Consider the following 21,548-nt stretch of genomic DNA (forward strand, 5'->3'; position numbering starts at 1 on the left):
TCCGGCCCGCACCATGGGTGAATATGGGCCTGGGTCGTTCAAGGACGGCCGCCATCTGGAAACCTGTGCATTCGTGCCTGTCATCAGGCCAACGCCAAGACAGTCCCAGTGGCCAGAGGATCAGGCTAGAAGTTGACCACGAGATTGAGAAACCCACCCGTCCACGGATCTCCGCTCCGGCCAATTACACCGTCGATCCCGGCACCGGGAAAGGAGATTGAGACGCCTGCTGTCAGAAACGTGTTGCTATTGATGACGCGGCTGTATTCGAGGAACAGGTCATCGGCAAGATGGGCATCCGTGACCCCGGCGACCACGTTCCCGTTGATGTTGACGCGAGTCGCCTGACCGAACTGGATAGGGCTGTTCAGCTCGTTCGCCGGAATATACGCATATCGAAGCGTCCAGGTGTCCTGCCGGGTCGGCTGAATCCGAAGCGCCAGCGTCAGCGCATTCGCGTTCGCGTTCGCGTTCGCGTTCGAATTAATGAAGGTCGACGCGGATTTGGACCCAGTGGCCCAGGAGCTCGGGCTACCCTGGTAGTAAAGCGGATCGAAGCGCTCCAGTTTGGTCGTGTTCGGGTCGTCCCCCGAGAAGGTCTGGTAGCCCAATGTCAGCCTCGGGGTCCAAGGCAAGCTCGCTAAGGCATTGCTCGCCGTCACCCGACCGGCCCAGGCCTGAAGGTCGATCCTGTCGTTCCATTGGTAGGCAAACTCGCCCGTGAAGCTCCAGTTCTCCAGGGTGCCGGAAAACGGGTTTGTCTTTGCATATTAGGTTGAAAGTGCTGGTCCCCTCACGAGCGCCGGGGATCACGGTAGGCGGACCGACGCCGCCCGGCGCCGCCTGGGGATAGGGCGAGGTGGAGTTCAGCACATTCACGAATGTCGCCCCGACATAGCCGCCTTGTAGATTGTCAAGGCGAAGATCTATGCCGGCGAGTTCGTTGTCGCCGTCTGTTGAAGGTAACTCGTTGGGATTCAGGTAAAAGGCTGTCCCGGTCAATCCTCCGAAAGTCAGCCGTCCGATGGCAGCCATCTCCCATGCCTTGCGAGGCCCCAGCTTCAAAGCTCCACGTTCGAAACCGCTTGTTCCGCCATTCGCGATCAGCATGCCTGTCCCAAGGACCAATTCGCGCGCGCCTAGCGACAGGTCGTAGGACAGGCCGGCGCCGGAATCGCCGCGAATGGCGAGATAGGCTTCTTCGACTGTCGTGGCGCCGGTATTGCCAGTGTCGAAGGCATCTATGCCCCAGGTGTAGGACGCTACAGCCGAGAGCTTGCCGTAGAATACGGCACCGGTATCCAGTTCCTTCTCGAAGCTGATACCTGGCTTGAAGTAACCTTCCAGCCAGTTGGTATCCGGGTCGAACCCACTTCCCGGCGCGGTCACCGAGGCCAGATCCCAATACAGGTTACGCTCCACGACAGCGTTCAAACCGAACTGGAGGTGCCCCTTCACTGTCAGGCCGCCCTGATCGTGAAACCCCATCGGATCTCGGTCTTCCACCTGTGTCTGTGGCCGTGCCGAACCCGCCCAACATGCAAGAAGTGCTGCCCCCATAATCAAATTGCGCAACCGACCACTGCGAATGGATGGGATGCTTCGCAAGTTCTTTCCAGGAGATGGAGAGGTTGCACGTGATGGAAACATCTGCGCCATGGAAGTCTGCATTGGTCCCTTTTTCGGAGGGGCAAAGGTTCTGGATATAGAGAAACTGTCATCAAACGGTGTGAAAGCAAGGAAATGCGGTGAACATTGATTTCCCTTGTCGCATCACAGCGGTCCGATCTCGCAGTGTCAATTCACAAGCAACTGGCAGGCTTGTGTATACACCCTGCGCCGGGTGCAGCTCTTGCGGCGCCTCTGTGCGCCCAGGAGAGCCTGACCGGAGCAGGCCGCGGATGACCGGTGAGGAATGGCGCAACCGCGGAACCTCGCCGGATCCCGCACGGTCGCTGGCGGGTTGCATCCGGGTTGACAGAGGGTTGCATCCGGGTTGACAGGCACCCCGAGAGGGTCGCCTTGATTAGAAAAAACAGACATATAATGTGCAATAAGCGACACGACCGCGGGCCTAGGGTTGACAAAGGTTTACATGAAGTTGACAGAAATCGACCCGAAAACGGTTTTTTCCCCAGAGATGTAAACCCTGTGCAGCCCTGCGACCCAGGAAAACAAGGGCTTTGCTGACGCGACGGTTCACAACAGCCGGTCAGCACCGTGCACGGATGGCCGGATGTGGGCTCGACGACCATGCAGGCGTCGGCGAAACGGGGTCGTGTCAACTGCTGAGAACAGCCTCTCCCAGAGCATCCGACATGCACAAGGACAAGGTAGAGCGCGCTGAAACTGGCTTTCAAGAAGACGCCTTGCGGTATCCGGGCGGTGGGCCTGCGACGAGGTGATGTTGGTTGCAGTCAGATGACGAAGATCGCCATACGAGAAAATCGTCTTGCGGAGCGCAGGAAGGTGGCGCCGGGCAGACACCCTCTCTGGCCGGCGATTTCTATCCTCCTGGCGTCCGCCGAGGGGGCGGACTGGAAATAGCGAAGCCCCCCTACCCAACTCCATAGCCATCCAGCCATATACGGATGGAGCTACAGCAAGAGGATGATACAGACGGGCAGGATGAGAGGCGCCAGCACGGACGGGGAACAGAACTTCGGCGGCTGAGCGCCATCGCCGCCGGGATCGAGGTAACGCCCCCCCCACGAGAAAGGTCAGCCCGGCTCCTGGCGCCGTGCCCTGCTCGATCAACCCGCCGATTAGTAGCCGAGTGGCATAGCCGTTGAGATAGGCCGGAATCCCGGCCAGCATCCCGTTGGCGATCGGCAATACACGGGCCTTTACAAAAAAATAAGATTGAGCAAACAAGTGTGTTCATCACTAAGCTACTTACTTTAGTCATGAACATATGCTATGCTCAACAATCACAGGCACTTACGCCAATTCAGAAACACAAACATCATAGTTAAAGGTGTCACAGTGAAGGTAGTCGGCTACATACGCGTCTCTACATCCAAGCAAGGAGAAGAAGGGATCAGTCTGGATGAGCAGGCGCACATGCTGCGTGGTTATGCTAACGACAGGAAACTCGAGCTTCTCACCATAGAGGAAGATGACCGGTCGGCCGCCGGCACACGCGGTCATCTCAGTCGCCCGGGCCTGCAGCAGGCTATCAGGATCGCGAAACTTAACGATGCAGCGATCCTTGTGCCCAGTGTGGATCGCTTGGCACGCCATCCCGGTCTCTTGCCTGATCTATTTGAAGCCGGTGTGCCGGTGATTTCCGTCGCTGAGGGTCGCCGTTTGGGGCGGAAAGCGCTGGAGCGCCTTATTGACCGGGCTCAGCGTGAGCGCGATCTGATCTCGCAGAGGGCGCATCAGGGAGCTGTCCGGGCGCGGAAGAGAGGCATCAAGCTGGGTAACTTGACAAATCTCGATACCGCTCAGCGCAACGGCGCAATCTCGAATGTCGCCAGGGCGGATCGGAAGGTGCAGGAACTTGCCGACTTCATCGAACGCACGCCCGGGTGGGACGAGATGACCCTCCGGGAGAAGGTGGAACTGGTGAACCGTTCCGGTCCTCTCAATCTCGTCAGTGAGACACGCAACGAGCGCCGTCCGTGGACGATGAGCAGCATCCGAAAGCCGCTCAAGAAGGCAGAGGCAGAGCTGGACCTGCGCAGGGACATGGCGAACGAGGAGGTCATTCTGGCGCCGAGCTGGTCCTGGGTGGACGATACGGAAGAGGAGGCTGGGTCTGCTGCAGTCGAAAGTGTTAGCCAGTCCTCGCGTGACGACGACCAGCCCGAGGTGGACGCATACCAAGACCACCCGGGCTTTGGTCGCTTCTGATCTCCGGCGAGGAATGGCTCTGCATGCAAGCAGGGATGCTCCGACCCTCCGACGTGGGAACGAAGTCCTAGAGAAACCCGTCGATAGCGTTGGGGATACATTCCGGCGCCAGCTACATCCGGGGTCGAAACCTCCCATCTGTCAGCTTGTTGGAGCACGGCCTAATTCGGCGTCGAAAAGACGAACTCCAACGACCTTCCTCGATAGGAGCGGCCTAACTGGAGTAGGTCTGCAATCGTCCGAAGCCGGGCAGACGACAAGGCATTCACCAGCTACCCGGCGAGATCTCGGATGTTTCCTGCCGCAGAAGATGGGCCGAGCTCCGGCAACCGAACATCCGACGTTGGAGATCGAAGATCGCCACACCGGCAGGTCGTCTTTCGGAGTTTTGGAACGCGGTGCCGTGCAGATAATGTCCCGGTTCGGTAGTTGCTATCCTCCTGTTGCTACCAGTTCTTTGTTCGCCACCTGTCGAACGGCATGTTTGCCCGCGAGCTAACATCCGACGGGTCGACCAGCGATGCTCATTCTTCAGGGGCGAGTGACAGGAAACAGCCTGCACCGAACCCGATAGCCGTCCAGCCGTATTCTTGGATAGCGCCATGAAGAAGAGAACACAGCTGAACGGAATCGGCAGCACCAATCTGGATGGCTGGCGGTCAGTCTGCCCGGGATCCTCAGCACTTACAAAAGTGAGCGCGAGATTTGCACGCTCTCGGCCAACAACAATGTTAGTCTCAAATCAGCGACCGAAACCTGCGGCCGTGGGCAGCCAGGTTGCAAGGTCCGGCACCAGGATCAAGAGTCCCATTCCGCACAACATGATCAGGACGAAAGGCGCAGCCCCGCGCACGATGGTTGCCAGCGGCGCATCGGTGATGCCCTTGATCACGAACAGGTTCATGCCCACCGGCGGTGTGATCATCGCGAGCTCAAGGTTGATCATCAGCAGGACGCCATACCAGATCGGATCGACGCCAAGGCTTATCATCGTTGGGAGCAGGATGGGTGTCGTGATCAGGATGATCGCGATGGACTCGAGGAACATGCCCAGAATGAAGATCAGCGCCATGACTACCAGAATGAAACCCATCTGCCCGAGGCCCAGACCCGCGACGGTCTCGGTCACCCCGACCGGCAGGCGTATCAGCGTAATGGCATGGGCGAACATGGCGGCACCGGCTATGATCATAAAGACCATCATCGAGGTGCGCATGGTGCCATAGGCACATGCCCACAGATCGCGCAGGCCGAAGTTGCGATAGACCAGAACCGCGACCAGAACGGCATAGAGCGACCCGGCCGCCGCGGCCTCGGATGCGGTGAAGATGCCGAAATAGATGCCTCCCATCACGACCGGCGGCGCCATCAGGGCCCACACGGACCGTCGGAAAGCGGAAACGGCCTTGTTCCAACCCGCCCAATCCGGCGCGTTGATGCCCTGTTGCCCGCGCGCCTTGATCATGCAGAAGGCCGAGAACATCAAGGCCAGCATCAGGCCCGGCACGATCCCGGCCAGGAACAGCGCGCCGATCGAGGCTTCGGACACGATGGCATAAAGGATCATCGGCCCCGATGGCGGGATCAGGATGCCAAGCGTGCCCCCTGCTGCGACGACCCCCAGCGCATCGCGCTCGGCATAGCCAAAGCGCTTCATCTGCGGGATCGCGCTGGACCCGATCGAGAGTGCAGTGGCGACGGACGAGCCGGAAATCGCCGCGAATATCGTGCAGGCAAGGACGGTGGCGACGCCAAGCCCCCCTTTCACATGGCCGATCACCGTGTGGGCGAAGTCGTAGAGATCGTCGATCACCCTGGATCGGATCATCACCTGGGCCATGAACACGAACAGGGGAATCGTGCTCAGGATCGGCTTGTTGAGATGGGTATAGACCGCATCCCCGAGCCCGTCGATATCGCCTTCGGCCAGCAACATGATGGCGCTGGCGATCAGGCCGAGTGCCGCGAAAATGGGTATGCCGCTGAGCAGCAGAAGGATCAGACCGGCGAAAACCAGCAGTAGTGTCATCGCTCGAGCCTCCAGACCGTTCGAAACAGGCCGAGTGCTGCGGTCAAGAACAGAAGGGCTGTGCCAAGAACGACCGGAACCTGTGGAATCCAGGTTTCGATTTCGATGTAACCGACCGAATAGGACCCGAAGCTCCGGGCAAAGGCGATGGAGTCCCAGATCGAGATCCCGAGGATCGCAGAAAAGGCCATCACCGAAAGATGTGCAAAACCCGCCTGCAGGCGTGCGAAACCTGGCCCAAGTTTTGCCGTGACGAGGTCGATCGCTATGTGATCTTTGCGGCGCAGGGCCTCGGCGGCGCCCAGCATGACCAGTGTCACCAACAGGTATCCGATCATCTCGTCATTCCATTGCAGGGGCCGGTTGAACACGTATCGCCGCGTCACGGCCACCACGATCTGGACAAAGACCACCAGGATAAGTGCCGCGCTCAGTGCCCCGCACAGGCGCACCAAGCCCGTCAGGAGCCGATCAGGAAAGAAGGGGGCGTTCGCCACCCCCTCCTCGGGTTGGTTCTCTAACATGGATGCGCCGGGTCACATCTTGCTCAGAAGGTCGAGCAGCTTTGCGCTGTCCGCGTCCCCCTCGCCAAAGGCCTTGTCAAAAGCCGGACGCATGACCGCCTCAAGCGCCGCGTTTTCCTCGGGCGTTGCGATATGCACCTTCACACCTTTTTCACGCAGTTGATCGGGACCGGCATTGCCTGCCTCGACGGATGCCTCGATTGCCCATTCCGACGCTTTCAGACCGGCTTCAGCCAGGGCGGCCTTCGACGTGTCGGACAACCCGTCGTAAAAAGCCGGGTTCAAGTAGCCGTGCATATAGGCCGAAAGCACCGGCACCACGGTAAAGGCATCCTGAACCTCGTAATACTTGCGCGAGACCGCCGCCGCGACATCGGTGATTGCACCGTCAATGACGCCGGTCGCCAGCGCCTGGTAGACCTCGGACCCGGGCATGGCCGTCGGCGTTGCCCCGAGCGCGACAAAGGCGGCATCGAAAGGCGGCGTCAGGCCGCGAAACTTCAAGCCCTTGAAATCTTCCGGCTGGACCAGCGGTTCGCCCTTGGTGGTGAACACCGAGGTATTGGTCTGGAACATCCAGACCACGTTCTTGACGCCCTTTTCGAGCAGCTTTTTCTCGAGGAAAGAAGCGGCATCCGAGGTCGGCCATTTCTTCCAGATCTCGATGTCCCCGAACGCATAGGGGGCCACGGTGACATTCATGATCGGCAAGGTCTTGCCCCACTGGAAGTTCAGTGAAAAGGCGCATTCGATGTCACCTTTCGCGGTTGCGACGATGTTCTCGCGCGCACCCACCAGGCTGTCTGCGCCAAAGATCTGAACATCAAGCTCGCCTCCCGAAAGCGTCTCGACCTCCTCGGCCCAGCGGTCGATCACCTTTGCGATGTGATGGGCCGGCGGCAGTTGATGGCTACAGCGCATCTCGGTCGCGGCCAGCGCCGTTGAAGCGGTGGATGCAAGAAATGCAGCCCCGATTGTGGCAGTTGTCAGATGTTTCATGGTCAGGTCTCCTCCCTTTCAGTTCAGGCCGCGGAAACGGCCCTCCAGTTTGTATTATTCGGTGGGCCGGCGCGGTGCAGGGCGCCATGGAATAGCTCTCCCGGCATGGCCGCCTCGGCGATGTCCCGCGCCTGGCGCAAGGCAACCAGATCTATTCCTGTTTCGAATCCCATAGTCTCGACTAGGAAAACGATGTCCTCAAACACCACGTTGCCGGTGGCACCTGGTGCAAAGGGGCAACCGCCCAGTCCGCCCAGCGAGGCATCGACGACGCGCGCGCCATTGTCGATGGCAGCCGCCGCGTTGGCCACGCCCATCCCGCGGGTGTCGTGCAGGTGAATGATGAAGGGATGCCCGCCACAGAGTTTGTCCATAGCGGCGCAAAGCTCTCCGACGGCCTTGGGTCCGGCATAGCCGACCGTGTCGGCAAGCCCAACTATATCGGCGCCTGCGGCAAGGCAGTCCTCGGCCAGGCGCAGCACGTCTTCGGTGTTCACGAAACCGGAAATCGAGCAACCGAAGGCCATTGCGATCCCGGCATTCACGATCTTCCCGGGTGCGGCCTGATCGCGCATCGCAACGATCCTGCGCACAAGGGCGACGGCCTCTGCACGTGACCGGCGCATGTTGGCCTGACTGTGTTCCTCTGTCGCCGACACGACACAGACCATCTCGCGGATCACGGACTGCATTGCGGTTTCCGCGCCGCGTTCGTTCAGGGTGAGGGCGGCTGAGTGCAGGTTGAGCCTTTCGGCCGTGTCGATCATCGGCCCGATGTCCGCGAATTGCTGGAAACGGGCGGCGGGCAGGAACGAGCCGATCTCGAAATGCCGCACCCCTGCGGCGGCTTCCTGTTCCAGCCACGCGATCTTGGCATTGGTCGAGGGGAGCGCCTTGGCAAGCTGCAATCCGTCCCGCAACCCGACCTCGCGCAGCGTGAGTTTCTCGGGTGGATAAACGCTGTCGATCCTACTCATGCCGAAACCCTCGCCCTGCCCCTGGCGGCCCGGATCTCTGCCTCGTTCAGCCCGGCCGCGCGCAACACCTCTTCGGTGTTCTCGCCGATACCCGCGATATCCAACGTGTCCCCGTGCATTGGCCTACCGTCGATCTCGAAGGGCATGATCGGCGCGCGATATGTTCCACCTTCGGGCAGTTTCGACGGGAACAAGCCACCGGGCCGCAGGACATGCGGGTCGTCATACATCTCTGCCGGCCGGTGGATTGGCGAGAACGGAATGCCGGTCGCTTCAAAGCTTTCGATAAGGTCAGGGAAGGAACGCGCGCGCACCGCCTCGGCCACGATGGGCAGAGTCCAGTCACGGGCATTGATCTGATCCATCCGCGACTGAAGCCGGGGATCGTCGCGCAACTGGCCTAGGTCCAGCAAATTGCACAGGGTCTCCCACTGGCCTTCGGTCACCGCCCCGACAAAGATCTGCCGACCCTCGGAGGTCTCGAAGATGTCATAGACCGGCCACGAGAATTCGCGCTCGGGCATCGGCGGCGCCTCGCGGCCCTCAATGTCGAACTGAACCATGTGTTGCGCGACCAACAACAAGCAGTTTTCGAACAAGCCGGTGCGCAGCACATGCCCCTTGCCGTCCTTGCCCCGTTCCAGCAGCGCCGCCAGAACCGCGAATGCCCCGAACAGCCCTCCCATGATGTCGTTTGCCGAAGATCCGATCCGCAGCGGCCGCCCGGTCGGTCCGGTCATATAGGCCATGCCGGTCATCATCTGCACGACCTCGTCCATCGCCGTTCGGTTCTCGTATGGGCCTTTCAGAAACCCCTTCAGCGAGGAGACGATCAACTGCGGATAACGTGCCCGCAAGACCTCGGGCGCAAATCCCATCCTTGCCAGCGAGTGGTCCCGGAAGTTCTCGATGAAAACGTCCGCACCCTCCAGCAGCCTGTGCAACGCGGCGCGGCCTGCGTCCTGTTTCAGGTCAAGTGTGATGCTCTTCTTGCCGCGGTTGAAGGTCGGATAGAACCCACGGCCCATGCCGGTCAAGTGACGTGTCTTGTCGCCCTCTGGCGGCTCAACCTTGATCACCTCGGCGCCCAGCAGGGCTAGGAACATCCCGCAGGATGGACCCATGATCATGTGGGTCATTTCGACAACGCGGATACCCGCCAGCGGCCTGATGTCTTCGGTCATTCGATTTCCTCTCGACTCCGACCATAGCCAAACCTTTGCAAACGCAATATTATAATGTTTTGATGCTTCCGTTCTGGTTTTTAGAATGCTGGATACAAGACAACTCCTCTATTTCGCGACGATCTATGAAACCGGATCGCTCGCGCAGGCGTCTGCCAATCTTCGGGTTGCGGCCTCTGCGCTCAGCCACCACCTCTCGCAGTTGGAAGCGAGGCTCGGCACGCCGCTCTTTCTGCGGAAACCCCGAGGGATGGAGCCGACCGCCGCCGGACACAGGCTGCATGAACACGCTCGTTCGATCCTCAAGGCGATCGAAGCCGCGGAAACTGATATGCAAGACCGCGAGGGAAAGGTCTCGGGGCCCGTGTCTGTCGGTATGTCTTATTCGGCAGTCAAGGCAATCGGTGTCGCGTTCGTTTCCCAGGTCGTGCGGGATTACCCGGCAGTGCAACTCGCCCTGACAGAAAGCCTTTCCGGTGCCGCGCTGTCCCATCTGCTTGCCGCAGACATCGACACCGCACTGGTCTACAATCCACCGTCTGATCCGATGATCCGCGCTGAGCCTGTGCTCGAGGAAAAGATGGTGTGTATCGGCAGGCCCGACATTATTGGCGATACCGGCTCACCGATCACGTTCTCCGAACTGCTTGAACTGCCCATCATCCTGCTCCGTCAGGGCATTTCGGCGCGCGCCATCATGGATGACGTCACACTTCTGAAAAAGATCGAAACGCGCGCAGTCTTGCAGATGAACTCAGTTCAAGCCATAGCCGGTGCGATCGAGGCTGGCCTTGGCTGCGTCATCGGCACCTCGCTGTTCATGCGCGATCAGCTTCAGCGCGGCACCGTTCGCACGAGAGCGATTGCCAGCCCGGAACTCTCGCGCACGCTTTATTTGTGCCATCTGTCCTCGCGCCCCCATACATATGCATCCGAGACAATTCGCGCGCTGCTGCTTGCACATGTTCGCGAGGCTGTCCGGTCCGGCGTGTGGGAGGCGCAGTTGGTGTCGGCCGAGTAGGGGTAGCAACCGACAGAAGTCACGTTCTATGCGAGCAGCACTATTTGGAACCCTTCAACCTTGAATTGGTGACTAATGCCACGAACTACCCAGCACTGCCCCGGTCACCATGGGGATGCATTCCGGCACCGCAATATCCACTGCTCGAAAGCTCCCATAGGCGGTATGGCGATTGTGAACCAACCGTCTGGCGCTAATGTCCAAGGGACCAGAAAGGGAGGTCAACATGTCCCTGCGCAGTGATGCAGCGATGGTGCTGTTCTATGACATCGACGGCGATACGGCGGACCACGATGACTGGCACAGTTACGAGCATTTCCACGAACGGCTGTCAGTGCTTGGGTTCCTGCGCGCGACAAGATGGATCACGAAAGAAGGCGGTCCGCATTACATGATAATCTACGAGGTCAGTGGCACCGATGTCGCCACCTCACAATCCTATCTCGACCGGCTCAACGACCCGACCGAGTGGACCCGTGCGATGATGCCGAGGTTCCGCGGCATGACGCGCGGATTCTGCACGGTCGTGGCCAGTTCCGGCTTCGGTATTGGCGCCGCGGCAGTGGCTTTGCGGTTCCGACCAGCGGATGGCACCGAGCAAGCCCTGACCAACTGGTTCGCCACAGAGGTGTTGCCGCCGATGGTGAACCTGCGCGGTATCACCGGGGCGCACCTGCTGCGGCCGGCCGCACCACCGCCGATGACGCGCGAACAGGCCCTGCGCGGCGTTGACCGGCCGATGCAGTGGCTAGCAATCGTTACCGGCTATGATGCCGCCGCTCTGGACCGGGCCGTCGCGGATTTCCTCACTCCCGATGCACTGGACACGCGGGACGCCACAGACCTCACCTACAGCCGCTATTCCATGCACTACACCGCCGACCGCGACGAGGTGAAACGCACTGCGAAGCCGCCAGTGCTGACGCCGCAAGGACGCAGGTTGAGCAGGTAGGTCTGTTCCGGCCGCAGAGAATGACCCGAGCACCGGCAACCAAACACCAGGAGCCTTCAGTGTTGGTTTTTCGTGCATCCAGTGGGCGGCATATGATTGCTCCCGGATAGCGCTGGGAGCGCCCAGGGTGCGCGTTTCAACTTCAATGATGTCGCGCATCGAAAACACGCTTGACGCTGCCAGCGCGCGCCCCAGCCAGCCTGGTGACGCACTCAGCTTCATTCGAGAGTATTGAACTCGAAAAGTCATGCTGCTGCTGCGGCAAGCCGCAGAACACCGGCTTTGGCCAAATCGCCACAACACACCACCCGAACCCGGTGACTGCGTTGTAGCCTTGGCAACAGATACTGCATTTGGTCCGGATAAGGTTCCCTCGACCGGAAAGAGGAGCCTTTCCAACCCTATGATAAGTATTCTTAAAAGATGTGTCTTACATAGAAGGAGCACGGCTCCGGAAAGAGGAGCTTCCGGACCTGACCAGAAGCAGCTACACCGAGACTGAAGACGTTTTTCACGTTTGTGTATGCATACACAAACGTGAAATTTGCAGGGCTGACATGATCTTCTACGTTATCTTGACTTATGGACCCCGACCATCTGGGTCGATCTACACGCACCCGGCTGCCAGAACGCAATTGGCAATGATCCGGCAATTGGCTGATCAGCGACCCGGAATGAAGTTGGACATCAAATATGACTACGCCCGACGCATTAGCGGTCTTGGCTCACTGCCGACCCTCGAACAGATTCTGAGATATTTGGAAGAAGTCGATGGAGTCAGAGTGCGCATTGATGATCTCTCCCGCTTGTTCCGGAAAACGAAACTGATTGACCGCACACAGCTCCTGACAAATCTTCAGATGTTTGGCTCCAACCTTTTCTCCTTGAGGCACAATAAGACCCTCTCTGAGTTTTCCGCCGCTCAGCTTCAAGACCTGATTTTGCATGCTGAGAAAACCAAACCTCGAACACGGAAGGGTAGCGGTGGTGACACGACAAAGGCACGTGCGGTGTCGTCGAAGTCCCGGACATGCAATTCGATCCAAAAGGCCCGAAAGCTCAAGGAGATCAAGGACGATCTGATGGACAGAGAAGGTCGGGCGACTCTACAAATGGTTGCAGACCGTGCGAATGCGCAAGGTCTGCTGACAACGAGAGGGGGCAAGTGGACGGCGCAGAACGTGCACCGTGCACTCAAGCTGCTAGAGCGCGAAATACAATAAGATTGAATCGAGGTAACGACAGTGGCGATCAAGAAAAGCGACATCTACAGATCTCTCTGGGAGAGCTGTGACCAGCTCCGCGGCGGCATGGATGCGTCGCTCTACAAGGATTACATCCTCACCCTTCTGTTCGTGAAATACGTGTCGGACCGCGCCGGTCAGGCCGACGCGCTGATCGAGGTGCCAGACGGTTGCTCCTTCACCGACATGAAGAAGCTATCCGTTCTTAGTTCTCAGGCTATCGAGGCCGCTATGAGGATTACGGATCGAGGTTCCTCCTTTAGATTCTTTTTAATTTTATCAATGAGTTGCGATTTTCTTGTGGTCTTCGGAACGTATCCCACAACGAAATTGCTATAGAGTAGTCAGTTGAACGAAAAAAGAGGTCTCTCAGAAATGCGCACGCAGCTCAGGATTTTGCCCACGAAGACGGGGCGTCAGTCTATGAAGACCAAACCTACCTCTGCGGGAAGAGCACACTCCTTCTGGTGGATACATGGTGAACAGTGAAGAAGCGCTCCTAACAGTCGAAGAATTCGCCGCCGCCTTGCACAGCACGGTCACACCCAAGACCGTTCGGACCCTGATCCATCAGGGTAAGATCAACGCCACCCGTCTTGGCAAACGTTACTACATGACCCGTGACGAGCTGAAGAGGTTCATTTCGACATGCCCCGCAAACGCAAACCGGCCCGGCTCTTCCAGCGCAACGATGATGGAGCCTGGATCATCCTCGACGGAGGTCAGCAGATCCGGACAGGTTTTGGTGACGGATTTCATAAGGAGGCAGAAGAAGCCCTGAGCGACTACATCGCCCAGAAGAAGCGCAAAGACGATCGTGTCTACGACCCGAGTGAGATCACTGTCGGTGAGCTCTTGGTGCACTATGGCGAGGCCAAGGTGAAGACGGTCCGCGACAAGGGCCGACTACTTTACACGATACAGGCGCTGTCGCCTTACTGGGGCGATCTCAAGGTTTCCCAGATCGACATCGACAGGTGCCGGGGCTTCACGGCCTGGAGACGGTGCGCAGCATGGACTGTTCGACGTGAGATGAACACGCTGAACGCCGCAGTCAAATACGCCCTGGCGACGCGCAGGATCAGCCATGCGCCGATTGTGACCCTGCCTGAGAAGGGCGTCGCCAATGATCGTTGGCTGACGGTGGAGGAGGTGCAGCGTCTCCTGGAGGCCGCCGCTCCCCACGTCCAGAGGTTCATCAAGATCGCGCTCTACACCGGGCGCAGGAAGACCGCGATAACGCGGCTGAAGTGGATGCCTTCCCTCGATAGCGGCTGGGTTGATCTCGAAAGGGGCGTGATTCATTTCCTTGGCAAGGCCGAGGCCGAAACCAAGAAGCGCAAGGGCATGGTGAGGATGCCTGCCACTCTCCACGAGGAGATGAGGGCTTGGCAGCAGGAAGGGAGCCATGTGGTTTCGTTCAAGGGTATGCCGATAGACCGGATCGACAAGGCATTTCGTGCTGCTGTCGAGCGGGCCGGGCTTGAGGACGTGACGCCGCACACGCTGAAGCACACGGCGGTCACCTGGGCGTTCATGCGCGGCATGACGTTGGAGGACGCCACGGCCTATTTCGCGACCTCGCGCGAGACCCTGGAGAATGTCTACCGCTCCTATAGTCCTGATGCACTGAAGAATGCCGTCGGGATCATGGATTGGAAGATATGAGGGGCTGCAATATCCGTCCAGGACCGAGCAGCAGGAACGAAAAGTGCACAGCCGCTGTCCGAAACGTTGCGAATATCGTTGCGGCAGATCGAACCAAAACAACAAAGGCGCCCTCGGGCGCCTTGTTTCATTGGTCGGAGTGAGAGGATTCGAACCTCCGGCCCCTGCCTCCCGAAGACAGTGCTCTACCAGGCTGAGCTACACTCCGACCGTGGCGGGTGATCTATACCCGCCCTCTGCGACATGCAAGAGGGATTCCACCGCAGCAGTTTGAAAAACATCGACTTGTCCCGGCGCCAATCATTGGCAAGACTGCGGGTCCGGAGAGCTCAGGAAATGGTCGGAAATCTCTTCTACCTGATTGGTGGCATCGGCATGTTCCTGCTGGGAATGGAGTTGATGACAACTGCCTTGCGCGATGCGGCGGGCAGTCAGTTGCGCGGCGTGCTGACGCGGTTCACCACCACCCCGCTACGCGGTGTGATGACCGGCGCCGCCGCGACGGCCGTGGTGCAATCCTCCAGTGCCACGACAGTCATGACGGTGGGATTTGTCGGGGCAGGGCTGATGACGATGCCGCAGGCGTTGGGCATTCTTTACGGGGCCAACATCGGCACGACCGCAACCGGCTGGTTGGTGTCGCTGCTGGGCTTCAAGCTCAAGCTTGGCAATCTGGCGCTACTGCTGTTGTTTCCGGCAGCACTTGCCGATCTCCTGGCGCGTGGACCGCTGGCACGGGCCGGACGCACGGTCGCGGGATTGTGCTTGTTACTGATCGGGCTCGACCTGATGCAATCGGGGGCAAGCGACCTGACTTCGTTTCTGACGCCCGAGAGCCTGCCGGGAAGCGGACCCGGAGGATTGCTCCTGCTCGTGGGATTGGGGGCAGCGGTGACCATCGTCATGCAATCGTCCAGCGCGGCGATGGCGTTGGCGCTGGTGATGCTGTCGGGGGGCGCGATCACGCTGTTGCAGGCAGCCGCAATCGTGATCGGCATGAATATCGGCACCACCTTTACCGCTGTTCTGGCCTCGACCGGTGGCTCGGTGCCGATGCGACAGACCGCGTTGGCCAACCTGATCTTCAACATCGTTACCTCGGTTCTGGCCTTTCCCACATTGCTTCTGCTGCGCCCGGTCTTCGATGGCGCAACGCAGCTGGGTGACGATCTGAGTGTTCTGCTGATTTTTCACACCGGGTTCAATCTGGTTGGAACCGCGCTGTTTCTGCCGCTGACCGAGCGCTTTGCCGGGCTGGTGGCGCAGCTCTTGCCCGAACGCGAGACCGAACAGCTGTTCGTTGCCGACCGCAGCCTGCTCAAAGACGCAAACGCCGCGTTGCTGGCAGCGCAGTCCGGCGCGCGGACAATTGCCGAGCGGTTGTTTCTCGCTCTGGGTGCCGGGTTATCCCCCGCACCCGATTACCGGCCCATCGCGGCACTGACGCCGTGCGCGCGCGCGCTCGAGGATCTGCGCGCCTTTCTGTCCGAGATCCGGCTGCCACCCGATCGCGCTCAGGATATCGAAACCTTTTCGGACATCCTGCACCAGATCGACCATCTGACCCGGTTGCTGGATCGGGCGCGGCAGACCGGCAATATCGACACCCTGCTGCATGACAGGTTATTGCGGCGCTCTGCCCTTGGGGCCGGGTCGGCGCTGCGGCGATCTGGCGGGGCGGTGGGCGGGGTGCCCGAAGGAAAGCGGCTGGAGCGGTTGCGTCTCTTGATCGCCGCGCGACGCAAGCGCCATCGCCGGGCGATGATGCTGGGCGAACATGCGGGGCTGTTTGCGCTGGATCAGGTCTTTGCCCATACCGACGCGATGCGCTGGCTGGACCGGGTATTGCACCATGCCGAACGGGTGGCGCATTACCACCGCGCAGCGGCGGCACGATTGCCCGCGGCAGACGCGCCGCCGCGGGCAGAAACGGATTAAAGGCTGGCGTCCAACTTCGCCAGGATCGCGGCACCCATTTCGGTGGTCGAAACCGGGGTCACGCCCTCTTCGCCCAGCAGGTCGGCGGTGCGCACACCGTCGGCCAGAACCTGTTCGACCGCGGCTTCCAGCCGGTCGGCCTCGGCGCCCTGGTCAAAGCTGTAGCGCAGCGCCATCGCAAAGCTGAGGATACAGGCGATCGGGTTGGCCTTGCCCTGGCCCGCGATATCGGGGGCCGAGCCATGCACGGGTTCATACAGCGCCTTGGGACGCCCATTGGCCATCGGTGCGCCCAGCGAGGCCGAGGGCAGCATGCCCAGGCTGCCGGTCAGCATCGCAGCACAGTCCGACAGGATGTCGCCAAACAGGTTGTCGGTCAGGATCACGTCAAACTGTTTCGGCGCGCGGACCAGCTGCATGGCACCATTGTCGGCATACATGTGGCTGAGTTCGACCTCGGGATACTCCTTGGCCACGCGGGTCACCACCTCGCGCCACAGGATGCCCGATTCCATCACGTTGGCTTTTTCCATCGAGCACAGCTTCTTGCTGCGGCGCATCGCCAACTCAAAAGCCGAGCGTGCGACCCGTTCGATCTCGCTTTCGGTATAGCGCTGGGTGTTGATGCCCACCCGCTCGTTGCCCTCTTCGAAGATGCCGCGCGGCTCGCCAAAATAGACACCCGAGGTCAGCTCGCGCACGATCATGATATCCAGACCGGCAACGATGTCCTTTTTCAGCGACGAGAAATCGGCCAGCGCGTCGAAACACTGGGCCGGACGCAGGTTGGAGAACAGGTCCATCTCCTTGCGCAGGCGCAGCAGGCCGCGTTCGGGTTTGACGCTGAAATCGAGATCGTCGTATTTCGGGCCGCCCACGGCGCCCAGCAGCACGGCATCGACCTCTTGCGCCTTGGCCATGGTCTCGTCCGCCAGCGGCACACCATGGACGTCATAGGCGGCACCGCCGACCAAGTCCTCGCTGACGTCGAAATTCAGGCCGCGCTTGTCGCCGAACCAGCCGATGATCTTGCGCACTTCGGCCATGACTTCGGGGCCAATTCCGTCACCGGGCAGGATGAGGAGCGAGGGATTGGACATGGAACTCTCCTTGCGTTTCGTCGCAATGGCCCTAGCGCGCCAGAGGCGGGCGGTCAATGTGGCGCGGGTGGTCTGCGCTGTCCTGACATGGGAAAACCGGGGATCAAAGGGGCGCGGCCAGCAAGCCTTCGGCCAAGAGGTCCCATACCCGGCGGATCCGGGGCGTCAGCCGCATCGCCTGCGGCGCGGCGAGCCACATCTCGAGCGGTGGCACCGGCAGGTCAAAGGGCAGCACTTCGACCAGCGGATCGGCGGCGACGATGCTGCGCTGGCCAAAACCGATGCCGCACCCGGCCCGGATCAACTGCCAATAGGCGCTCTGATTGTCGCAGCGGATAGCAAAGCTGTGCCGCGTCGCAGGCCAGCCCAGCGCCTGCATCGTCTTGACGATGATCGGGTCGGCGTCATAGCCCACCAGATCGAAATCGAGAAGGTCCTCGGCCCGCGCGGGACGACCCTTGCGCTCCAGATAGCTGGCGGCGGCGCAGGCGCAGAGCGGTATGTCGCCGATATGGCGGGCAACGATATCCACCTGCCGGGGCCGGTACATGCGCACGGCGATATCGGCGGCGCGAAACAGCAGGTTCTCGGTGGTGTCGCTGGGCACCAGCTCCAGCTCGATCGCCGGTTCAGCGGACCGGATATCCGCAAGGATCGGCGGCAGGATGTGATGCGAGGCAAAGACAGAGGCGGTGATGCGCACTGTGCCCGCCAGCGACTGCGATTGCCCGGCGGCGGTGACCGAGATCGCCGTCATCGCCCGATGCGCCTGCTGCGCCAGCGGCAGGATGCGGGCGCCGTCCGCGCTCAGCTTCAGGCCGCGCGCGTGCCGATCGAACAGCGACAGGCCCAGCGCCTGCTCCAGCGCCTGTACGTGTCGGCCCAATGTGGGCTGACTGCGGTCGAGCTGCCGCGCCGCCGCTGACAAAGTGCCGGTCTCGGCCACGGCGAGAAAGCTCTGGATCAGGGACCAGTCACCAATATCTGAAAGCTCATCCATTCATTGATGAATACATGATCTACGTTTTTGGGCAATTCTCTCGATACATTTGAATGATTATTTGAATAGGAACAGTGATGGAGAGCCAGCATGACACAGACAGTTCTTGTTCTCGGGGCCTCGGGCCGGTTCGGGCGCAACGCGGCCGAGGCGTTTGGACGAGCGGGTTGGACAGTGCGCCCGTTCGACCGAAAGCGCGACGATCTGGACGCTGCCGCGCGCGGTGCGGATGTGATCGTGAACGCCTGGAACCCGCCCTATCCCGACTGGGCCGCTACGGTCCCCGGCCTGCACGCGCGGGTGATCAAGGCAGCGCGGGCAACGGGCGCCACGGTGATCATTCCCGGAAATGTCTATGTCTTCGGCCCCAACACACCTGCACCCTGGGGGCCCGACAGCCCGCATGCCGCGACCAACCCGCTGGGCCGCATTCGTATCGACATGGAGGCCGCCTATCGCGACTCGGGCGTTCGCACCATCCTGCTACGCGCGGGCGATTTTCTGGATACCTGCGCCTCGGGCAACTGGTTCGATCAGGTGATGATCAAGCGGCTCGACAAGGGGCGGCTCACCTATCCGGGCAATCCCGATATTCCGCATGCTTGGGCATATCTTCCCGATCTTGCCCGCGCCACCGTTACCCTGTCCCAGCAGCGCGAGACGCTGCCGGTGTTCTGCGATCTTACCTATCCCGGCTACACGCTGACAGGTCGGCAGATAGCGGCGGAACTGGAACAGGTGACGGGCCGGCGCATCACGCTCAAGCGCATGAACTGGCTGCCCTTGCATCTCGCCCGGCCCGTCTGGCCGATGGCGCGTTCGCTGCTGGAAATGCGCTATCTCTGGAACACACCGCACAGTCTGGACGGGGCGGCGTTTGCAAAGGTTCTGACAGCGTTTGTGCCAACACCGTTCGAGCAAGCGCTTGCTTCTGCGATCCCCGCCGAGCTACTCGCGGATCAGGTCTACCCAGACCAGGCGGTGGCGGCTCGCCTGTGACACCAGGCCTGCGCTCGGATCCTCCCGCGTCGGCCAGACCACACCCGATCCCGTCACGCGCCAATGGATCGAAGGCAGCACGTAATCGACCCGGAACCTGCCTATAGCCGGCCAATCGACCGTGTCCTGTGCATCCGGACCCCTGTGGCCCTGAGAACCCGCCTTGGCGGCGCCGGGACTTACTGGCGCCGGGTCCTGTAGCCGGGGGTCGGTCAGAAGTGTTTCGATGGCACCATGGTGGCCCTCGCCATCCTGCGGGTCCAGATTGGCGCCCCCGGCAAGGACAAAGGGATGGGCGGGCATTTCACCGATTGCCCCATCCAGCAACAGCTGCCAGAACCGGGTTTCGTCCCGGTTGCGCAGCCCGTTGCGGTCTTCGGGCCCGTCAAAGACCGGCGGCCCGGCCTGATAGGTCAAGAGCGTTATCCGTCCCTGCCCCGTGTCGATCGGGACCAGCCAGTGCCCGGTGGAGGACAGGCGCTGCGCGGCCTGCGCCTCGGATGAGGGGAAGGGACGTCCTGCGACCGCTGGCAAGGTAGCACCGGGCAGATCCCGCCACAAAAAGGCCCCGAAATCCTGTATCTCGTTGCGTGCGATCGGGTGACGGGACAGCACCGCAATACCACCCTGACCGGTGAACCAGCCATAGCCTTGCGCGTCTCCTGGGCCGCCCTTGCGCCCGTCACCATCCAGATCAAGCGTGCTGGCACGCCCGCTATTGGGTTGTGCAGCAAAGCTGTAGGGCATATCCCACCCAGCTGCCGCCAGCCGCGCGCTCAGCGCATCCAGCGCCCGGCCTTCGTGATCCCAATCAACCCCTTGGAGTGCCAGAATGTCGGGGCGGGCAGAAGCGATCACCGAGACCACCGCCGCGGCCTGCTTGTCACGGCTACCGGCAATATCGCGCAGCATCAGGCCCGGGCCCTTGCGGCTGAGTTCCGTGTTGAATGTCGCCACCCGCAGCGTCTCGGCCGCCGCCACCTCCGGCAACAGGCACAAGACCAGGGCGGCCAGCCGGATCATGCGGTCTGCATCGCCTCGGCGTTGGAATAGACGCGGCGGCGCTTTTCCTCGATCAGTTCAGCGATACGCATCATAGCCAGCCCGCGCATGATCATCGAGGCAGGCAGAAACGCCCAGGCACTCATGGTCCAGATCAGCGTTTGCGGACTGTAGAGGCTGATCGGGTCGAAAAGGTCCGAGGCCATCTTGACCAAGGCAGGGATGAAGAATGGCAACAGCACGCCCAGGATCATGTTGATCCGGCCGTCACGTTGCAGGCGCGCGACGACATCGCCGCCCGTAGTCGGGTCGAACAGCGGCAGGTTGATCCAGACGTTGAAGGCGCCGTTTCCGGTAGGCCATCCACGTATCCGCACCGCAAACCAGAAGGCCAGAACCGTCAGCAGCGCGATCGCATAGGCCACGGCAGCGGCTACGCGCACGTCATAGATCAGTTCTGGGGCGGCCCCCGCCGGCAGCATCAATACCACCAGCCGCACCGGCGAGTAGGGAAAATCGGCCATATTCGCGATGATCAGTCCAAAGCCAGAGAACAGCGCAGTAACATTGCTGGGCTCGACCCTCTCTTTGCAGATCAGGGTCAGAAAGGTGATCATCGTCATCAGCGCGATGAAACGCATCCGGTTCAGCGGTGGCGCGTCCCTGAACTCGATGAAGCTGGGAAAGGTCGAGTTGTACTCGGCAAAGGTCAGCACAAAACCGAGGATCGCCAGAAGGACGACGATCTCGGTCGATGTCGTGGCGGCGCTGGGCAAATAGAGCGCCGGAATCACGACGACAAGCGCCACCAAGATTCCGCGCAGAGCCGCGCCTGTGATGCGTGCAATCACTGTCCGATCCCTTCAAACTGGACAGGCCGATGCGTTGCCGAGCCTTTGTTCCAACTTGAGTCCACCCGGTTGGGCGGAGTGCCTCATTTTGGCCCCATTTGTGCCGTTATTCGGCCATTCACTCAAGTCACCGAGTCACGAGACCCCCGATTTAAGGCAAAAACATGGCTTAACTGGTGCCTTCTTGCATCAGAGATGGTGT

18 protein-coding genes, 1 tRNA gene and 2 pseudogenes are annotated in these 21,548 nt (G+C 60.7%); 9 read left to right on the forward strand and 12 right to left on the reverse strand.

The genetic code is table 11. The annotated features are described in order from the left end of the window. Positions 1–125: 125 nt before the first annotated feature. Both AC2FL1_RS15470 and AC2FL1_RS15475 read right to left on the reverse strand, forming a co-directional pair. Positions 126–740 carry a hypothetical protein gene (locus AC2FL1_RS15470; RefSeq protein WP_496877589.1) on the reverse strand — a complete coding sequence of 205 codons (615 nt, stop codon included), beginning with the start codon at positions 738–740 and terminating at the stop codon, positions 126–128. 1,931 nt (positions 741–2,671) lie between these two features. Then, positions 2,672–2,814: pseudogene (locus tag AC2FL1_RS15475) on the reverse strand (permease); the annotation flags it as partial. A 171-nt stretch (positions 2,815–2,985) separates the two neighbouring features. Between AC2FL1_RS15475 and AC2FL1_RS15480 the strand changes: the two are divergent. Beyond that, positions 2,986–3,858 (forward strand): recombinase family protein, encoded by an 873-nt coding sequence (locus tag AC2FL1_RS15480; RefSeq protein ID WP_496877553.1) that lies wholly within the window; start codon positions 2,986–2,988, stop codon positions 3,856–3,858. A 742-nt stretch (positions 3,859–4,600) separates the two neighbouring features. Here the strand turns inward: AC2FL1_RS15480 and AC2FL1_RS15485 are convergent. From AC2FL1_RS15485 to AC2FL1_RS15505, 5 genes are read right to left on the reverse strand one after another with little or no spacing between them, the layout of a single operon-like run. After that, positions 4,601–5,887: a TRAP transporter large permease gene (locus tag AC2FL1_RS15485; protein WP_496877554.1), complete on the reverse strand. Its 1,287-nt coding sequence runs from the start codon at positions 5,885–5,887 to the stop codon at positions 4,601–4,603. Further along, positions 5,884–6,411: a TRAP transporter small permease gene (locus AC2FL1_RS15490; RefSeq protein WP_496877555.1), complete on the reverse strand. Its 528-nt coding sequence runs from the start codon at positions 6,409–6,411 to the stop codon at positions 5,884–5,886. The genes AC2FL1_RS15485 and AC2FL1_RS15490 overlap by 4 nt, the downstream gene beginning before the upstream one ends. Positions 6,412–6,423: 12 nt before the next feature. Next, complete coding sequence (gene dctP, locus AC2FL1_RS15495; protein ID WP_496877556.1) at positions 6,424–7,410, reverse strand: TRAP transporter substrate-binding protein DctP; 987 nt, start codon at positions 7,408–7,410, stop codon at positions 6,424–6,426. Positions 7,411–7,433: 23 nt separating this feature from the next. Further along, positions 7,434–8,387, reverse strand: a complete 954-nt coding sequence (locus AC2FL1_RS15500; protein WP_496877557.1) for a hydroxymethylglutaryl-CoA lyase — start codon at positions 8,385–8,387, stop codon at positions 7,434–7,436. After that, positions 8,384–9,571, reverse strand: a complete 1,188-nt coding sequence (locus AC2FL1_RS15505; RefSeq protein ID WP_496877558.1) for a CaiB/BaiF CoA transferase family protein — start codon at positions 9,569–9,571, stop codon at positions 8,384–8,386. Before AC2FL1_RS15505 ends, AC2FL1_RS15500 begins: the two co-directional genes overlap by 4 nt. Before the next feature lie 85 nt (positions 9,572–9,656). On the opposite strand from AC2FL1_RS15505, the gene AC2FL1_RS15510 reads away from it, so the two are divergent. The 6 genes and pseudogenes from AC2FL1_RS15510 (at position 9,657) to AC2FL1_RS15535 (ending at position 14,456) form a co-directional block, all read left to right on the forward strand. Next, positions 9,657–10,592 (forward strand): LysR family transcriptional regulator, encoded by a 936-nt coding sequence (locus tag AC2FL1_RS15510; RefSeq protein ID WP_496877559.1) that lies wholly within the window; start codon positions 9,657–9,659, stop codon positions 10,590–10,592. 226 nt (positions 10,593–10,818) lie between these two features. Continuing rightward, positions 10,819–11,544 (forward strand): hypothetical protein, encoded by a 726-nt coding sequence (locus tag AC2FL1_RS15515; RefSeq protein ID WP_496877560.1) that lies wholly within the window; start codon positions 10,819–10,821, stop codon positions 11,542–11,544. Between the two features lie 557 nt (positions 11,545–12,101). Beyond that, positions 12,102–12,767, forward strand: a complete 666-nt coding sequence (locus AC2FL1_RS15520) for a hypothetical protein (protein ID WP_496877561.1) — start codon at positions 12,102–12,104, stop codon at positions 12,765–12,767. A gap of 21 nt (positions 12,768–12,788) precedes the next feature. Further along, positions 12,789–13,127, forward strand: a complete 339-nt coding sequence (locus AC2FL1_RS15525) for a type I restriction-modification system subunit M N-terminal domain-containing protein (protein WP_496877562.1) — start codon at positions 12,789–12,791, stop codon at positions 13,125–13,127. A 136-nt stretch (positions 13,128–13,263) separates the two neighbouring features. Beyond that, a pseudogene (locus AC2FL1_RS15530) lies at positions 13,264–13,422 on the forward strand (helix-turn-helix domain-containing protein); the annotation flags it as partial. A 14-nt stretch (positions 13,423–13,436) separates the two neighbouring features. Beyond that, positions 13,437–14,456 carry a tyrosine-type recombinase/integrase gene (locus AC2FL1_RS15535; RefSeq protein WP_496877563.1) on the forward strand — a complete coding sequence of 340 codons (1,020 nt, stop codon included), beginning with the start codon at positions 13,437–13,439 and terminating at the stop codon, positions 14,454–14,456. Positions 14,457–14,587: 131 nt separating this feature from the next. Here the strand turns inward: AC2FL1_RS15535 and AC2FL1_RS15540 are convergent. Then, a tRNA-Pro gene (locus AC2FL1_RS15540) sits at positions 14,588–14,664 on the reverse strand. A 128-nt stretch (positions 14,665–14,792) separates the two neighbouring features. Here AC2FL1_RS15540 and AC2FL1_RS15545 point away from each other — a divergent pair. Further along, a complete protein-coding gene (locus AC2FL1_RS15545; protein ID WP_496828418.1) occupies positions 14,793–16,394 on the forward strand; it encodes a Na/Pi cotransporter family protein in 1,602 nt (533 codons plus the stop codon). On the opposite strand, the gene leuB is transcribed toward AC2FL1_RS15545, so the two are convergent. Both leuB and AC2FL1_RS15555 read right to left on the reverse strand, forming a co-directional pair. After that, positions 16,391–17,494 (reverse strand): 3-isopropylmalate dehydrogenase, encoded by a 1,104-nt coding sequence (gene leuB / locus AC2FL1_RS15550; RefSeq protein ID WP_496828420.1) that lies wholly within the window; start codon positions 17,492–17,494, stop codon positions 16,391–16,393. The two genes, AC2FL1_RS15545 and leuB, sit on opposite strands and share 4 nt — an antisense overlap. 103 nt (positions 17,495–17,597) lie before the next feature. Beyond that, positions 17,598–18,494, reverse strand: coding sequence for a LysR family transcriptional regulator (locus tag AC2FL1_RS15555; protein WP_496877564.1), 897 nt, complete (start codon positions 18,492–18,494; stop codon positions 17,598–17,600). Positions 18,495–18,584: 90 nt separating this feature from the next. On the opposite strand from AC2FL1_RS15555, the gene AC2FL1_RS15560 reads away from it, so the two are divergent. Continuing rightward, positions 18,585–19,493, forward strand: coding sequence for a Rossmann-fold NAD(P)-binding domain-containing protein (locus AC2FL1_RS15560; RefSeq protein ID WP_496877565.1), 909 nt, complete (start codon positions 18,585–18,587; stop codon positions 19,491–19,493). Here the strand turns inward: AC2FL1_RS15560 and AC2FL1_RS15565 are convergent. Both AC2FL1_RS15565 and AC2FL1_RS15570 read right to left on the reverse strand, forming a co-directional pair. Next, complete coding sequence (locus AC2FL1_RS15565) at positions 19,443–20,516, reverse strand: endonuclease/exonuclease/phosphatase family protein (RefSeq protein WP_496877566.1); 1,074 nt, start codon at positions 20,514–20,516, stop codon at positions 19,443–19,445. The two genes, AC2FL1_RS15560 and AC2FL1_RS15565, sit on opposite strands and share 51 nt — an antisense overlap. After that, entirely contained in the window at positions 20,513–21,346 is an 834-nt protein-coding gene (locus AC2FL1_RS15570; protein WP_496828428.1) for a hypothetical protein, read from the reverse strand. The genes AC2FL1_RS15565 and AC2FL1_RS15570 overlap by 4 nt, the downstream gene beginning before the upstream one ends. Between the last annotated feature and the right edge of the window lie 202 nt (positions 21,347–21,548).

The organism is Ruegeria sp. YKSF070 (assembly GCF_059612725.1).

Excerpts from the sequence above, each read along its gene's own strand:
- AC2FL1_RS15485 (WP_496877554.1), bottom strand. The coding sequence starts at position 5,887 with ATGACACTACTGCTGGTTTTCGCCGGTCTGATCCTTCTGCTGCTCAGC.
- AC2FL1_RS15490 (WP_496877555.1), bottom strand. The coding sequence starts at position 6,411 with ATGTTAGAGAACCAACCCGAGGAGGGGGTGGCGAACGCCCCCTTCTTT.
- dctP (WP_496877556.1), bottom strand. The coding sequence starts at position 7,410 with ATGAAACATCTGACAACTGCCACAATCGGGGCTGCATTTCTTGCATCC.
- AC2FL1_RS15500 (WP_496877557.1), bottom strand. The coding sequence starts at position 8,387 with ATGAGTAGGATCGACAGCGTTTATCCACCCGAGAAACTCACGCTGCGC.
- AC2FL1_RS15505 (WP_496877558.1), bottom strand. The coding sequence starts at position 9,571 with ATGACCGAAGACATCAGGCCGCTGGCGGGTATCCGCGTTGTCGAAATG.
- AC2FL1_RS15510 (WP_496877559.1), top strand. The coding sequence starts at position 9,657 with ATGCTGGATACAAGACAACTCCTCTATTTCGCGACGATCTATGAAACC.
- AC2FL1_RS15515 (WP_496877560.1), top strand. The coding sequence starts at position 10,819 with ATGTCCCTGCGCAGTGATGCAGCGATGGTGCTGTTCTATGACATCGAC.
- AC2FL1_RS15520 (WP_496877561.1), top strand. The coding sequence starts at position 12,102 with ATGATCTTCTACGTTATCTTGACTTATGGACCCCGACCATCTGGGTCG.
- AC2FL1_RS15535 (WP_496877563.1), top strand. The coding sequence starts at position 13,437 with ATGCCCCGCAAACGCAAACCGGCCCGGCTCTTCCAGCGCAACGATGAT.
- AC2FL1_RS15545 (WP_496828418.1), top strand. The coding sequence starts at position 14,793 with ATGGTCGGAAATCTCTTCTACCTGATTGGTGGCATCGGCATGTTCCTG.
- leuB (WP_496828420.1), bottom strand. The coding sequence starts at position 17,494 with ATGTCCAATCCCTCGCTCCTCATCCTGCCCGGTGACGGAATTGGCCCC.
- AC2FL1_RS15555 (WP_496877564.1), bottom strand. The coding sequence starts at position 18,494 with ATGGATGAGCTTTCAGATATTGGTGACTGGTCCCTGATCCAGAGCTTT.
- AC2FL1_RS15560 (WP_496877565.1), top strand. The coding sequence starts at position 18,585 with ATGACACAGACAGTTCTTGTTCTCGGGGCCTCGGGCCGGTTCGGGCGC.
- AC2FL1_RS15565 (WP_496877566.1), bottom strand. The coding sequence starts at position 20,516 with ATGATCCGGCTGGCCGCCCTGGTCTTGTGCCTGTTGCCGGAGGTGGCG.